This window comes from Streptomyces reniochalinae, from assembly GCF_003323735.1.
Lineage (GTDB): Bacteria > Actinomycetota > Actinomycetes > Streptomycetales > Streptomycetaceae > Streptomyces > Streptomyces reniochalinae.
On sequence record NZ_QOIM01000038.1, the window covers coordinates 73847 to 87975 of the forward strand.

The 14129-nt window shown below is 71.9% G+C and carries 15 protein-coding genes; 9 read left to right on the forward strand and 6 right to left on the reverse strand.

Translation table 11 applies throughout. The features are described from left to right. Positions 1 to 63 precede the first annotated feature (63 nt). The 6 genes from DQ392_RS19850 to DQ392_RS35345 all read left to right on the forward strand — a co-directional run bounded on the left by DQ392_RS19850 (position 64) and on the right by DQ392_RS35345 (position 4354). Entirely contained in the window at positions 64 to 1536 is a 1473-nt protein-coding gene (locus DQ392_RS19850) for a penicillin-binding transpeptidase domain-containing protein (protein WP_114016996.1), read from the forward strand. Between the two features lie 75 nt (positions 1537 to 1611). Beyond that, positions 1612 to 1947 carry an ArsR/SmtB family transcription factor gene (locus DQ392_RS19855; protein WP_114016997.1) on the forward strand — a complete coding sequence of 112 codons (336 nt, stop codon included), beginning with the start codon at positions 1612 to 1614 and terminating at the stop codon, positions 1945 to 1947. Beyond that, on the forward strand, positions 1948 to 2658 hold the full coding sequence (locus tag DQ392_RS19860) for a cation efflux transmembrane domain-containing protein (protein WP_114016998.1): 711 nt from the start codon (positions 1948 to 1950) through the stop codon (positions 2656 to 2658). It abuts the gene before it with no gap. Between the two features lie 551 nt (positions 2659 to 3209). Continuing rightward, the gene (locus tag DQ392_RS19865; RefSeq protein WP_245981732.1) at positions 3210 to 3473 is read left to right on the forward strand and encodes a GlsB/YeaQ/YmgE family stress response membrane protein; all 264 of its coding nucleotides are present in this window, start codon (positions 3210 to 3212) and stop codon (positions 3471 to 3473) included. 161 nt (positions 3474 to 3634) lie between these two features. Continuing rightward, complete coding sequence (locus DQ392_RS36395; protein WP_469818005.1) at positions 3635 to 3712, forward strand: hypothetical protein; 78 nt, start codon at positions 3635 to 3637, stop codon at positions 3710 to 3712. Between the two features lie 207 nt (positions 3713 to 3919). After that, entirely contained in the window at positions 3920 to 4354 is a 435-nt protein-coding gene (locus DQ392_RS35345; RefSeq protein ID WP_245981687.1) for an SSI family serine proteinase inhibitor, read from the forward strand. A gap of 130 nt (positions 4355 to 4484) precedes the next feature. Here DQ392_RS35345 and DQ392_RS19875 read toward each other — a convergent pair whose 3' ends face one another. Beyond that, a complete protein-coding gene (locus DQ392_RS19875) occupies positions 4485 to 5702 on the reverse strand; it encodes a TerD family protein (RefSeq protein WP_147266557.1) in 1218 nt (405 codons plus the stop codon). A 188-nt stretch (positions 5703 to 5890) separates the two neighbouring features. Between DQ392_RS19875 and DQ392_RS19880 the strand changes: the two genes are divergently transcribed. After that, positions 5891 to 6484 carry a TetR/AcrR family transcriptional regulator gene (locus DQ392_RS19880; protein WP_114017000.1) on the forward strand — a complete coding sequence of 198 codons (594 nt, stop codon included), beginning with the start codon at positions 5891 to 5893 and terminating at the stop codon, positions 6482 to 6484. Here the strand turns inward: DQ392_RS19880 and DQ392_RS19885 are convergent. Both DQ392_RS19885 and DQ392_RS19890 read right to left on the reverse strand, forming a co-directional pair. Next, a complete protein-coding gene (locus tag DQ392_RS19885) occupies positions 6481 to 6873 on the reverse strand; it encodes a DUF2267 domain-containing protein (RefSeq protein ID WP_114017001.1) in 393 nt (130 codons plus the stop codon). The two genes, DQ392_RS19880 and DQ392_RS19885, sit on opposite strands and share 4 nt — an antisense overlap. 123 nt (positions 6874 to 6996) lie before the next feature. Further along, on the reverse strand, positions 6997 to 7365 hold the full coding sequence (locus DQ392_RS19890) for a hypothetical protein (protein ID WP_114017002.1): 369 nt from the start codon (positions 7363 to 7365) through the stop codon (positions 6997 to 6999). A 437-nt stretch (positions 7366 to 7802) separates the two neighbouring features. Between DQ392_RS19890 and DQ392_RS19900 the strand changes: the two genes are divergently transcribed. Both DQ392_RS19900 and DQ392_RS19905 read left to right on the forward strand, forming a co-directional pair. After that, the gene (locus tag DQ392_RS19900) at positions 7803 to 8018 is read left to right on the forward strand and encodes a hypothetical protein (RefSeq protein ID WP_114017004.1); all 216 of its coding nucleotides are present in this window, start codon (positions 7803 to 7805) and stop codon (positions 8016 to 8018) included. 55 nt (positions 8019 to 8073) lie between these two features. After that, a complete protein-coding gene (locus tag DQ392_RS19905; protein ID WP_114017005.1) occupies positions 8074 to 8655 on the forward strand; it encodes a DUF1648 domain-containing protein in 582 nt (193 codons plus the stop codon). Here DQ392_RS19905 and DQ392_RS19910 read toward each other — a convergent pair. The 3 genes from DQ392_RS19910 to DQ392_RS19920 form a co-directional block, all read right to left on the reverse strand. Then, entirely contained in the window at positions 8639 to 10171 is a 1533-nt protein-coding gene (locus DQ392_RS19910; protein ID WP_114017301.1) for an MFS transporter, read from the reverse strand. The genes DQ392_RS19905 and DQ392_RS19910 overlap by 17 nt on opposite strands. Before the next feature lie 203 nt (positions 10172 to 10374). Continuing rightward, a complete protein-coding gene (locus DQ392_RS19915; RefSeq protein ID WP_114017006.1) occupies positions 10375 to 11649 on the reverse strand; it encodes a YeeE/YedE family protein in 1275 nt (424 codons plus the stop codon). A gap of 534 nt (positions 11650 to 12183) precedes the next feature. Further along, a complete protein-coding gene (locus tag DQ392_RS19920) occupies positions 12184 to 13764 on the reverse strand; it encodes a hypothetical protein (protein ID WP_114017007.1) in 1581 nt (526 codons plus the stop codon). Positions 13765 to 14129: the final 365 nt, after the last annotated feature.

Here is a 14129-nt window from a genome sequence, read left to right on the forward strand (position 1 = left end):
GAATGTCCTGAGAAGAGCTGTTCGCGGGAACCCGGAGCCTCGGCGCACGCGTTCTCGTGCGGGATGAACAGGACAATCAGGCGTGCGGCCACCGTCACACTGCTCCTGGTGATGGCCCTGCTGCTGCGGGTGACCTGGGTGCAGATGGTGAACGGGGAAGCGCTCGCGGACGACGACCAGAACCGGCGGAACACCATCGAGGAGTACGCACAGCCGTTCGGGGACATCATCGTGGGCGGCAAGCCCGTGACCGGCTCCAAGCGCGCGGAGGGCGGCGGTGACCTGCACTACAAGCGCACCTACACCGACGGCGCCCGCTACGCGCCCGTCACCGGCTTCTCCTCCCAGGTGCGCGGGGCCACCCAGCTGGAGGGCATCTACCAGGACGTGCTCAACGGCACGGACGACCGCCTCAAGAGCCCCCTGGACATGCTGACCGGCGAGCAGGCGGAGCCGGGCAACGTGCTCACCACCATCGACCCCGAGGTGCAGCGCGCCGGCTCCGAGGCGCTGGGCGACAAGAAGGGCGCCGCCGTCGCCGTCGACCCCGACAGCGGCGAGCTCCTCGGCGTCGTCAGCACCCCCTCCTACGACCCGTCGAGCTTCAGCGGCAGCGGCGAGGACGACGACGCGGCCTGGCAGAAGCTGACCGCGCGCGGCGGCAACGACAAGAACGACGACAAGCCCACGCTGAACCGGGCGCTGCGCCAGGCCGTGCCGCCCGGGTCCACGTTCAAGCTGGTGGTGGCGGCCGCGGCGCTGGAGAACGGGCTGTACTCCTCCGTCGACCAGCACACCGACAGCCCCGACCCGTACACCCTCAAGGGCACCTCGACGGTCCTGCACAACGAGAACAGGGCGGCGCCCTGCGAGGACGCCACCCTGCGGACGGCGCTGCGCTACTCGTGCAACAACGTCTTCGCGAAACTGGCGACCGACCTCGGGGAGAAGAAGGTCCGCGCGCAGGCCGAGAAGTTCGGCTTCAACGACGAGAAGCAGGACGTGCCCGTCCGTGCGGCCACCTCCAACTACCCGGAGAAGATGGACGACGCGCAGACTGGCCTCACGGGCATCGGCCAGTTCGAGGTCACCGCGACACCGCTCCAGATGACGATGGTCTCGCAGGCCATCGCGCACGGCGGTGAGCTGGTCGACCCGCACATGGTCTCCCAGGTGCAGGACGCCTCGGGCCACACGCTCCAGTCGTACGAGGACCCGGACTCGCACCGGGTGATGAGCCAGGATTCCGCGGCCCAGCTCAGGTCGGCGATGCAGACGGTGGTCGACAAGGGCACGGGCAGCAACGCCCGGATCGACGGCGTGACGGTCGGCGGCAAGACAGGAACGGCGCAGCACGGCGTCGACAACAGCGGCACCCCGTATGCCTGGTTCACCTCCTACGCCAGGACGGACAGCGGCAAGAAGGTCGCGGTGGCGGTCGTGGTCGAGGACTCGGACGCCGCTCGCGCCGAGGTCAGCGGCAACGGCCTGGCGGCCCCGATCGCGAAGAAGATGATGAAGGCCGCACTGCGGTGAGCAGCGGGCCGGCGCCCGGCGCGGGGCCCACAGTACATGGTTTCCTGAATTCAGGAAACCATGTACTGTGGGAGCATGCTGACACTCGCCGCCGACATCGACGTGCTGGCGCGGTTCGGCCGCGCCCTGGCCGACCCCATCCGCTGCCGCATCCTGCTCGCCCTGCGCCAGGCCCCGGCCTACCCGGCCGACCTCGCCGACGCTTTGGAGATCTCCCGGACCCGGCTGTCGAACCACCTGGCCTGCCTGCGGGACTGCGGCCTGGTCGTCGCGGTCCCCGACGGGCGGCGCACCCGCTACGAACTCGCCGACGAACGCCTCGGCCACGCGCTCGACGACCTGCGCACCGCCGTAGTGGCCGTTGAGGCCGACCGCACCTGCCCGGACGCCGACGAGAAGGGCTGCTGCTGAATGACCGCGAGATCCCCCGGCCCCAGCCCCTCCCGCCGCGACACGCTCACCCGGCGCATACGCCTGCTGGTCGCCGCCACCCTCACCTACAACGTCGTCGAGGCCGTCATCGCGCTCGCCGCGGGGAACGCCGCCTCCTCCAGCGCCCTGATCGGCTTCGGGCTCGACTCCGTCATCGAGGTCTCCTCCGCCGCCGCGGTCGCCTGGCAGTTCTCCGCCCGCGACCACACCACCCGCGAGGCTCGCGAGAAGACCGCCCTGCGCATCATCGCGCTGTCCTTCTTCACCCTCGCCCTCTATGTCACCGCCGACGCCGTCCGCACGCTGACCGGCAGCGGCGAGGCCGACCGCTCCCTGGCCGGCATCGCGCTCGCCGCCCTCTCCCTGGCGATCATGCCCTTCCTCTCCGCCGCCCAGCGCCTGGCCGGACGGGAGTTGGGCTCGGCCACCGCCGTCGCCGACTCCAAACAGACTCTGCTGTGCACCTACCTCTCCGCCGTTCTGCTGCTGGGCCTGCTGGCCAACTGGCTGTTCGGCTGGGGTTGGGCCGACCCGGTCGCCGCCCTGGTCATCGCCGCCATCGCCGTCAAGGAAGGCCGCGAGACCTGGCAGGGCAAGGGCTGCTGCGTCCCGACCGAATCCGCCGGCCGCACCCCCGCCCCGGCAGAAACCGGCGGATGCGGCTGCGCGGTGGGCTGCGCCTGCTGCTGAGCCGCCGGCCCCGCCGGCCGCCCACCGCTGACCCTTCGGGCCGGGTCGAAGGGTCAGCGTCGAGCACGTGAGCGCCATGCGGATCTCCCAGCTCGCCAGAACGGGGAAGACCCCCGCCGAGCCGCAGTCTTGATCTGCAAGACCGCGCGAATGTCCCGACCGCGTAGCCGGTACGGCGCCGGACCGGAGGGCAGACGGGTCCCGCTCGTCAAGACTCTGACACCGCGGAACCTCTTCGACCACCTTCTGCGCCGCAGCTACGGGCTGCCGAGCTGAACAGCCCGTGACGCCCGCATCCGCCGTCCAAAGCACGGCCCCTGCCCAGTACCGCCGAGTCGTCGACAAGAAACCCTGCGACTTCCGGGAGCGGGCAGTACCACCGGACTCTCCTTCGGCGGGACAGGGCATGATGGGGCCGCAACGATCGATCTCGGGGAGGCCCTTCCATGCCCGCCACGCCGCTCAGCTCCTGGACCCTGCTCGCCGACGGGGGCGACTCGGAGTCGAACGCCCTCTCGGACGCACTGTCCGATCTGCTGCACTCGGGCGTGATGAGCTGGATCGTCCTGGGCCTCGTCGCCGGGACGATCGCCAAGATCCTGCTGCCGGGCCGCGATCCGGGCGGTGTCGTGGGGACGGTGCTGATCGGCATCGCGGGCGCCTTCATCGGCGGCTGGCTCTCCGCGACGTTCCTGGACCGGCCCGTGGCCAACAACGTGGTGGACCCCAGCCTGTGGGTGGCCTCCATCGCCGGCTCCCTCGTCCTACTGATCGTCTACCGTCTCCTCTTCGGCCACTCCCGCGAACGCCGTTGACTCCACGGGCCACCCGGGCCGCGGGGTCATCCCGCACCGCCGGGCCACCCGTACCGCCGAGGCCCCGTCGGCGTCCGGGCGCCGGGGCCGCCCTCTGACACCGGGCGGCGGAAGTGGTAGAAACGCGGAGGAAACCAACCGCTCCGCGGAAAGGAGGCGCCATGTCGTCCAAGCGTCGGCGCAAGAAGAAGGCCCGCCGTAACAACGCGGCCAACCACGGCCGCAGGCCCCAGTCCTGAGCGCGGCTCCCCGCGTGCCGTCCCCGTCCGCGGGGCCCGCGCGCGGGGAGCCCTCGCTTTCCCGCCCCACACTGCCGGGTCTCTCACCTGCGGGCCCTTCACGTTGCCGGCCCACGCTTGCAGACCCGCCCCCGAGGCTTTTCAACTGGGCGCGAACGAAACGGAGTTGCCCCGCATCTTCGCGTGGCCGCGTCTCGTTGTGAGGGTGTGAGCACTCGAACCCTTGCCCGGCACCTCGTTGCCGCCGCTGCCGTCACCGCCGCCGCCTTCCCCCTGCTCGGCACGCAGACCGCGACCGCGCAGACCGCGGCCCGCCCCTCCGACTCCGCCTCCACCGTCCGCCCGGGGCTCTTCTTGACCATCTCGGGGAGTGAGGACACCTGGATGCGCGGAGTCCGGCTCGTCTGCGAGCCCACTTGGCACGGCCGCCACCCCAAGGCCGCCGAAGCGTGCACCGCGCTCGACCGGGCCGGGGGCGACCTCGACACGCTCCCGGACGCCACGGGGCCGTGCACGATGGAGTACGACCCGGTGACGGTCTCCGCCGAGGGCAGGCACCGCGGGGAGCGCGTCACCTGGAAGAAGACGTTCCCCAACCTCTGCACCATGCACAGCGCGACGGGCCCCGTCTTCGACTTCTGACTCCGCCCGCGCGGACTCCTCGGACCTCACCGGGCCGGAACCGGGCCTGGTGACCGGGGGCCGGGTGTCCGGGCCGGGGGCCGGGGCGGGTCCGCGTCGCCGGAGACCGCCCCACGCCCCGCCGCCGGGCCTACAGCGCGGCGCCGCCCGGTTTGATCATGCCCCGCACCGTGCGCGAGTCGACGAACTCGCCCAGCGCCGTCATGTCCCACTCCCCCGAGAACTGGCGGACGAACTTGGCCATCAGCACCCCGGTGCGGGGCTCGGAGTGCGTCAGGTCGAAGCGGACGAGCTCACCGCCGGCGCCGTCGAGAAGGCGGCAGTAGGCCTTGGCGACATCCGTGAACTTCTGCCCCGAGAAGGAGTTCACGGTGAAGACCAGGCCGGTCACCTCGGGCGGCAGGTCGCCGAGGTGGACGGTGATCACCTCGTCGTCCCCCGCGCCCTCGCCCGTGAGGTTGTCGCCCGAGTGCTGGATGACACCTCCGAGGATGGCGAGCTTGCCGAAGTAGCAGGCGTCGATCTTCTTGCGGTTGGCGTCGTAGGCGATGACCGAGGCGTCGAGGTCGATGTCCTTGGCCCGCCTGCCCGCGCGGAAGACGGGCTCCCAGCCGAGGCCCATACGCACCGAGGAGCGCAGCGGCTGTCCCCCCTTGACCAGGGAGACCGTCTGGTTCTTCTCCAGGCTGACCCGGCCCTTGTCCAAATTGATCTTCCCTCCCCCTGCCGCGCCCGCGGGGGCGGCAGGGGGAGCCGAGGGAGCCGCCGGCGCGGAGGGAGCCGCGGGCGCGGGCGGTGCGGACGGGGCGGGCGCCGCGGGCGGGGCCGTCGGCGCGGGCGGAGCGGTGGGAGCGGCCTGGGCGGCGGGCTCCTCCACGTTCACCCCGAAGTCGGTGGCGATGCCGCCCAGCCCGTTCGCGTACCCCTGGCCGACCGCGCGGACCTTCCAGGCGTCGTTCCTGCGGTAGAGCTCGACCACCAGCAACGCCGTCTCGGAGCCGAGCTGCGGCGGGGTGAAGGTGGCGAGCACGGCGCCGCTCGCGGCGTCGCGAACCGTGGCGGTGGGCTCCGTACCCGCGAAGGTGGCGCCCGCGTCGAGGCTCGCGGTGACGACGACCTTGTCGATCTCGGCGGGGACGGCACCGGTCTCCACCGTGATGGTGTCGGCGGCGCCGCTGCTGTGGGTCACGCCGGGCGCGGTCGGCTGGTTGTAGAAGACGAAGTCCTCGTCCGAACGCACCTTGCCCTGGGGGCTCAGCAGCAGCGCCGAGACGTCGAGCTTCGTGGGGGCGGTCACGTCCACCGCCACGCGCTGCGCGGTCAGCGGAAGGTTGGCGCCGGGAGTCATTGCGGTCATGCCGAAGGTAACGACCGGCCCCGCTTTGCGGTTCCTTTGCCGAGGGCCCGTTCCGGTGCGGCCGCGGGCGTGGGGCGGCGCGGGCGTACAGTGGGTGACGGTAGACCGGACGGTTTACCGGAGGGCGGGACGCCACAGCGGACGGGGCCGGTTCGATCCGGGAAGGGAGCCGTGGGGCAGTGGGGACGGGAACGGCCGAGGCGGGGGAGCTGACCCCGGGGGCCCGCAAGGTCCTGGAGGCGGCGAGCACGCTCTTCTACGAGCGGGGCATCACGGCTGTCGGCGTCGACCTGATCGCGAAAGAGGCGGGGACCACCAAGAAGACGCTCTACGACAGGTTCGGCGGCAAGGACGCGCTGATCGCCGCGTATCTGCGCGAGCGCGACCTGCGCTGGCGCTCCTGGCTCACGGGGTGGCTGGAGGAGCACGCCGGGTCCGCAGGGCCGCGGGCCAGGCTGCTGGCCACCTTCGACGCGCTCGCGGAGTGGACGCGGCGCCACAACCCGCGCGGCTGCGGTTTCGTCAACGCCGCGGCGGAGCTGCCCGACCCGGCGCACCCGGGCCGTCGGATCATCACCGACCAGAAGCTGTGGCTGCGCGGCTGCCTCTACGATCTGGCGGTCGAGGCGGGCGCGGCCGACCCCGGAAGGCTGGCCGACGAGCTGACGCTGCTGCACGAGGGCGCGACGGTGCTGCGCGGTCTCGCGCTGGTCGACGACCCGGTGGCCCGCGCCCGCTCCCTGGCCGAGCAGGCCCTCGACCGAGCGAGCTAGCCCTCGGGGGTGAAGAGGGCGGCGAAGTCCTCGGGAAGTTGCGTGACGACGTGACGCACCTGTCCCGCTGACACCGCCTGCGGGAGAGCGGAGAGGACCGCCGCCGTGTGCGTCCGTGCGTCCTCCGTCCTCGACGAGGTCCGCTCCGCGACGCGCCGGTAGAACTCCTCGACACCGAATGCCTCGCCCCCGGCCTCCGCGTCGGCTCCGCTGCCTCGCAACGGTCGATCCAGCGGTGTGGGCATCTGGTCGGCCAGATCCTGAGCTTCGTCGGCGGTGATGCGTGCGGCCAGCACCCCCAGGACGGCCTCCGTGACCTTCCTGGTCTCGTCCTGGTCCCGGTAGCCGCCCTGGTCACGCACCAGTGCCAAGAACTCGTCGTCGCGCATGAAACATCTCAATCGTTCGATATCGGTTGCTGGACGCTCCGGTTTCCCCCGCGCGCTCGTCCTATGCATCGGCGTCTCGTGCCGCCGCGGGCGCGGCGGCCGCGGGAGAGCAAAGTCGCCGGCTCACAGCTCCTCCTCGAGTCGGATCGCCTGACGCAGGGAATCCCGTGCCTGGTGCGACTCGCCCTCCTGCGACTCCAGCAGCGCCGCCGCAATGGCATCCAGCTTTCGCTGGAGAGCGGCCTCGGCACGTCGTTCCGAGTTCTTCAGCAGAGCCAGCATGAGGAGGTTGACGGAGGTCAGTACGTCGCCGGCGAAGATCAGCCAGGGCACCGGCAGATGCACCAGGTGGACGATGACCATACCGACGATCAGGAACAGGCACAGCAGGAAGAACACCGGAGAACTGGTCAGGTTCGACGCGGTCTCTGCGAGGCGTGCGAAGCGGTCGCGCTGCCCCCCGCCTCGGTCCGAGGGGTGCTGAAGAGTCATGCGTCACCGTGTTCCCCGGACACGGGCGACATGATCGGTGTGCGGAGGAGCGGCTGCCGCGCGGAGCCGTGCGGCAGCCCCTCCCAGCCGCGTCTTCGTGCCGTTCGCGTTCTCGGTGCCGCGCCTCTTGGCGTCCTTCGCGGAGGCGGACCTACACCCCGTAGCCGTCTACGGCCGCATCACCGCGATCGAAAACGCCCCTCGGGAGCTGCCGGTCCTCCGACTCGACGCCTGCCACCGTCCGCACCGACAGGTGGCGGCCAGGCAGCCGTCGACCGGGGCCGGCCTTCCCCGCCCGCCCGCGGCGTCTTGAGGAGCCGCCCCGGAAGGGTCCTGGTCGGCGCCGGGCACACGCAGTTGTCACGCACCCGCAGTCGAGGACGGCGCCCCGCCGGGCCGAGGTGCGTGACGCGAGGCGCGGGCGCAACCTGGAGGGTATGAGTGCGGTCATCGTCGTCCATCCGCCCTCCCCCGCCGGCGGCCGCCAGGTGAGTGCGCGCGGCGAGACGCTGGGCACCGCCTACGGGCTGACCGATCTGATCGAATATCTGCGCCGTGCCGGGCTGGATGTCGCTACTGTCGATCTGTACGACGAAGCGATAATCGAGTGGCAGGGCGGCAACCACCTGGTCTGGGGCCGCGAGCCGGAATGAACACCGCTCGGACGGGACACCGGGCCCGTGAGGGCGGTGCGTGGGGAGGGGAAGCATGGCTGGGCAGGGGGAGGACACGGGTGCGGAAGCGCGGTTCCCGTGGCTGTGGCTGGTTCCGGGGGTAGTGGTGCTGGCCGTACTGACGGTGTGGGGCGTGCTGGTCTACCCGGATCTGCCCGCGAGGGTGCCGCAGCACTTCGGCGGCGACGGCGTCGACACGTACGCGGACAAGTCGGTCGGCAGCGCCTTCGTCCCCGTGTTCGTGCACCTCGGCGTCCTCGTGGTGATGTCCGCGACGACGCTGCTGACCGTGCGCATCACACCCGAGTCCGCGTTGCCGCCGCACAGGCGCACCGTGGGCCTCGTCAACCGGCCGAGCACGGCCGAGGGCGCCCGGCAGGTCGCCAGGGCCCAGCTCTTCCTCGCGTTCTGCGTGGGGCTGGGGCTGCTGGCGACGTGCCGGGTGATGTGGAGCACCACACCGCAGCAGGAGGCCGAGGGCTCCGCCACCTCGACGCTCGTTCTCACGCTGCTGCCCATCGCCCTCGGCACCCTTGCCGTGCTGGTGACGGCGCTGCGGGACCGGGGGCGTGGGGCGCGGAGCAGCGGCGGCGGGCGGTCTAGCGCCGACGGCTGAGCGTCTGCAACTGCTGGCTGGTGGAGATCAGCTCCCTGGCCTCCTCCTCGTTGCTGACCATGGGCTGCGAGCCGTGCAGCGGCACACCGGCGCTCTCCGGCAGGAAGCGGACGGCGAGCAGTCCGATCAGCCCGCTCACGATCAGATAGAGGCCGGGGATCAGGTTGTTGTCCGTGGCGCTGACGAGGCTCTCGGTGAACAGCGGTGTCGTTCCGCCGAAGGCGGCGACGGAGAAGTTGAACCCGATGCCCATGGCGGCGTAGCGCACGCTCGTGGGGAAGAGCGCGGGCAGCGTGGCGGCCGAGGGGGCCGCGAACCCGGCGAGCAGCGTCGCCAGGATGAGCACACCGAGCGCGGGCAGCAGCCAGCCGCCCGAGCGGATCAGCAGGAAGGAGGGGACGGCCAGCACGATCTGGCCGATCGCCGCCCACCGGTAGACCGGGCGGCGGCCGACGCGGTCGCTCAGCCGTCCGACGAAGGTGATCAGCACCACCACCCAGACCATGCCGACCAGCACGAGCACGTCGGAGGTGGTCCCCGAGCGTCCCAAAACTTCCGTCTGGTAGGTCGGCAGGTAGCCGGTGACCATGTAGTTGGTCACGTTGTAGAGCAGCACCAGGCCGACGCAGATCAGCAGCGGCTCCCAGTGCTTGCGCAGGATGGTGCGGAACTCGCGCCGGTTGGTCTCCTGGGCCGCGACCTTCTGGTCGTGTTCGTCCAGCTGCTGCTGGAAGGCGGGGGACTCCTCCAGCTTGAGCCGCATGTAGAGGCCGATCAGGCCCAGCGGCCCCGCGATCAGGAACGGGATGCGCCAGCCCCAGGAGAGCATCTGCGCGTCGCTGAGGGCGAAGTTCAGCCCGGTGACGAGGACCGAGCCGAGCGCGTAGCCGGTGAACGTCCCGAAGTCGAGGAAGCTGCCGAGGAAGCCGCGTCGGCGATCGGGCGAGAACTCGGCGATGAAGGTGGTCGCACCGCCGTACTCGCCGCCCGTCGAGAAGCCCTGCAACATGCGGGCGACCAGCAGCAGGATCGGCGCGGCGATCCCGATGGTGGCGTAGCTGGGGATGAACCCGATCAGGAAGGTGCCGAACGCCATCAGGATCATGGTCGCGGCCAGCACCTTCTGGCGGCCCAGCTTGTCGCCGAGCGGCCCGAAGAAGAGCCCTCCGAGCGGGCGGACGACGAAGGCGGCGGCGAAGGTGGCGAACGAGGCGAGCAGCTGCGCCGAGTCGGAGGCCCCCGGGTAGAAGACCTTGCCGATCGTGGCGGCCAGGTAGCTGTAGACGCCGAAGTCGAACCACTCCATGCAGTTGCCGAGGGCGGAGGCCGTCACCGCCCGCTTGAGCATCGGCTCCTCGACGACCTGCACGTCGTCCTTGGTGAAGGGTCGGCCCTTACGGCGCAGTCTGCGCACCAGCTCGTCGCGCACCTGGCGGGGCAGCTCGGCGACCGCGCGCGGTACCTGCCGAGCCGCCGCCGCTTTGCCCCCCGATGGTCGCTTGGGGCTCTCTGTCACGTCGGCATTCACACCCTTTGTTCCGTATGGCCGAATAGGCGGGATCTGCTCGATCGTACGGAAAGGCCGTAGCGGATCACGGAACCGGGTTGCCGGACTCGCCGCACGCACACACGCCCCCCGCACTTCGGCGGGGGTGTGCGGACACGTGTGCGCGCGGGACCTCGTCGTCAGGGGGGCCGAAGCGGACGGCGGGGCGCCGCTCAGCAGACGCCGTCGCCGGGCTTCGGGTTCGCGAGTCCGACGTACGGGCGCAACCGCAGCCCCACCCAGGTACCGACCAGCGCGGCGGCACCCCAGAGCCAACCGTGCAGGCTACCCGAGGCGATCCCGGCGAGGTACGCGCCGATGTTGCAGCCGCCCGCCATACGTGCGCCGACGCCCATCAGGATGCCGCCGAGCACCGCGGCTCCGGCCGTGCGCCAGGCGACGCCCCTGTGCCAGGTCCACACGCCGCCCGTGGCCGCGGCCACGGCGGCGCCGATCATGATGCCGATGTCGGTGAGGCTGGTCTTGTCGGCGAGCACCGGCCCTGCCAGGGCCTCGGCGTTTCCGGGCTGCCGCCAGTACGCCCAGCTCTCGGGCGAGCCGCCGAGCGCCCCCACGACCTTGGCGCCCCACAGGGCGAACGCGCTGGTCACACCCCACGCGCCACCGGAGACGAGCAGCACGGCAGCGCCCAGGACGGCGAGGACCAGCGCTCCGGCGGCCAGCGGCCAGGAGCCGCGCACGACGCGGAGCAGACCACCGCGCGCGGACGGCGGCACGCCCACGGGCGGCGGGTTGCGGCGCGCCTGCACCCGGCGCGAGACCAGCACCACGAGCCCAAGCAGCACCAGCGTCACCGCCAGGGATCCCGCCCAGCCGAGATGGTCGGAGAAGAGCACCGGATCGACGGCGGGCAGGTCGCTCCACAGCCCGTACTGCCAGGCGGCGAGCGTCGAGCCGACGACGAAGCCGCCCAGCGTCAGCACGATGGTGCTCTGCCCCGATCCGACGGCGAAGAGGGTCCCCGAGGCGCACGCGCCGCCGAGCTGCATGCCGACGGCGAAGAGGAAGGCGCCCAGCAGCAGCCCCACGCCGATCGGTCCGGCGCTGGGGGCGGGAGCCGCCCCGAACAGGCCCGTTCCGGTGCCGATGATCAAGGCGAACAGGGTGGCGGTCGTTCCGAGCAGGAGGGCGTGGGCCCGCAGGCCCGTGCCGTTGCCGACGGCGATCAACTGCCGCCAGGCGGAGGTGAAGCCGAAGCGGGAGTGGAAGAGGCCGACGCCGAGGCCGAGGCCGAGGAGCAGCAGGACGCCCGGCTTGGTGCCGTGCGCGGCCCACACGTAGCCGGTCAGCCCCAGGCCGAGCACCAGTGCGATGACGAGCGGCAGCCGCCGCACGGCCGGCGCGGCGGGTGCCTCAGGCGCGGGCAGCCGGGTCGGCGCGGGCGTCAGCAGCGCGGTCGTCCGGGCGGAGGGAGGAGCGGTTGTCACAAGGGTCTCCGTGCGCGTACGGGGAGGGCGGGGACGGGAGGGGACGGGAGCGCCGACGCCGTCTCGTTCCCGGACGTCCACCTCGCGCGTCTCGCGACATGAGACGCGACCTGGACTCGCGCGGGTACGGAGGGCTGCGCGTGCGCCGTCAGCGACGGGTGCGGCGACAGAGCGCGTCGTCCACGCTCCACGCGGTGGCCGCGAAGAGCGTGAGCGCGAGCGCCAACAGGCACGCTGGTCCGAACATGGGGGAAACAGTAAAGGAAGTCGCCGCCCGTACAGCACCGCGTCTCGCGAGCCGAGACACCCCATGAGACGAGCGCCCCGGAGTGTGGCGCCCGAAGGGGCGCGCGGAACCGCGCGACCAGCCACCACGCACGCGCACCCGGCACGGAAGCCGCAACCGACCACAGCGGGAACACCGCGCCGCTCCCCCGGCGCGGCCGCCTCCTCAACGCGGCGCGGCACAAGGCAGGCGCGCCGCAACGCAGGCGCGCCACCAGCACAAGCCGGCACACACCCCGTGAGGAAACCTCAGCGCGAGCGGGCCTTGAAGGCGGCCTTCCTGGCCGCCTTGGCCGCGTGCTTGTCGGGGTGCACCCTGCCCATCGTCTCCAGCACGTCCCCGGTCGCCGGGTGCTCGACCCGCCACGCCTTGTCGAAGAATCCCGCGTGCTGGTCCACCAGGTCGCGGACGAGCTCGCGGAGTTCTTCCGGCTCCCCCGCGGTGGCGACCTGCGCGGCGATGGTGTCGACGGTCAGCCAGAAGACCATCTCCTCGTCGGGCTGCGGCACGTCCGTCGCGCCCCGCTCGGCGAGCCAGACCCGGGCCAGGCCGCCCAGTTCCCGGTCCTCCAGCACCTCGCGAAGGGCGGGCTCGGCCTCCGGCCCGGCCAGGGAGAGCGCCTGCTGGCAGGTGAGCCGGCGGACGGGTGCGGCCTCGTCGGTGCCGCGGGCGGCGGCGAGGAGTTCGCGGGCCGCGCCCAGCGTCCCCTCCTTCTCCCGCGCCGCGAACCAGCCCTCGATCTCGCTGCGCGCGTTGTCCTCGGTGTAGACGGGCAGGGTGGCCAGCAGCCGGTCCGCCCCGGCGTCCGCGAGGTCGCCGACGGCGGGCACCTCCATACCGGCCTCCCGCATGCGGGCCCGTACACCGTGCAGCCCCAGCGGGGTCAGCCGCACCATCCCGTAACGGGAGACGTCCTCCTCGTCGAGGTCGCCGCCCAACTCCTCTGCGGCCGCGGCCTCTTCGTCCTCGGCCGCCTCCTGGGTGAGCGCTTCGTCGACCGGGCGGTACTCGACCAGCCCCGTCGGCTCCAGCATGCGGAACTGCTCGTCGAGCCGCATCATCGCCGTGGAGACCTCTTCGAGCACCTCGTCGGTGGGCTCGTCCATGTCCTCGGGGACGATCATGGAGGCGGCCAGCACGGGGAGCGGGACCATTGAGCCCGCGGCGACCGCGGGTTCGGTGGCCGTGAGCAGATAGAGGTTGCCGAGCGCGCTGTCGAGGGCTTCGCCCTCCTCCTCCGGGTCCCAGTCCATGGCGTCGAGGTCGATGGCGTCGGTGTTGATCTCGCCGTCTTCGCCGACCGCTCCCTCGATACCGCCGAGCAGCTCCTCGAAGCTGGGCGTAGCGGCGTCGGCGAGCACGGTCTCCAGGCCGCCCAGCCACAGCTCCAGGATGTCGGCGGGCGCCGGCATGGCCTCGTCAGGGTCACCGGTCAGGCCCCCGAGTTCGGCCTCGGGCGTGGCCAGGCCCACGGGTTCGTCGCTGCTCGGATTCCCGTCGTCGGCCGCCGGGTCCGCCTCGCCCTCCTGGTCCTCCTCGATGACGAGGAGTCCGGTGTCCACGGCGAAGTTCCAGGCGTCGGCCGCCAGTGCCGGTGCCTCCTCCTCGCCGCCGAGACCCAGGTGCGCGGCGGCCTCCTTCAGTTGCTCGGACAGGAGTTCGCCGCCGGCCCCGACCGGAACCCCCGCCCCCTCAGGGCCGCCGCGGCGCGCCCAGCGGGTGAGTTCCACGGCACGGGCGAGCAGCGGTGCGGCCAGTGCGTCCCGTGCCAGTTCGGCATCGGAGGGCAGCCGTACAGGCGGCAGGGTGGGACGGTCGTCACCGGTCATGTGCGGGTTCATCTCCTACGAGTCCTACAGGTTGCCGGACGGTGCGAGGACCCAGCGTAGACGGGTTCTGTCCACCCGTGCCCGAATCGTGCACCGGGCACGCAACGGAGGCGTGGCGCGGCCGCTCGCCGCCCTGTCACGACCTTGACAACTGCCGTTCGCCCGCCATGCTTTACGCGCGTTGACAATGCCGCGCGAGTAGCCCGATCCGACGTCTCCCAGCACCCACGTACTCCGCACCGCTCCCGTACTCCCCCACCACGCCCGTACGTCCTTGTTCCGTACGTCCCCCACGCCCCCGGAGGCTCTCCGTGCCGTCCCGTACCGCCATCGGATCCACGTCCCGCACCCCCGCCACCGCGCCC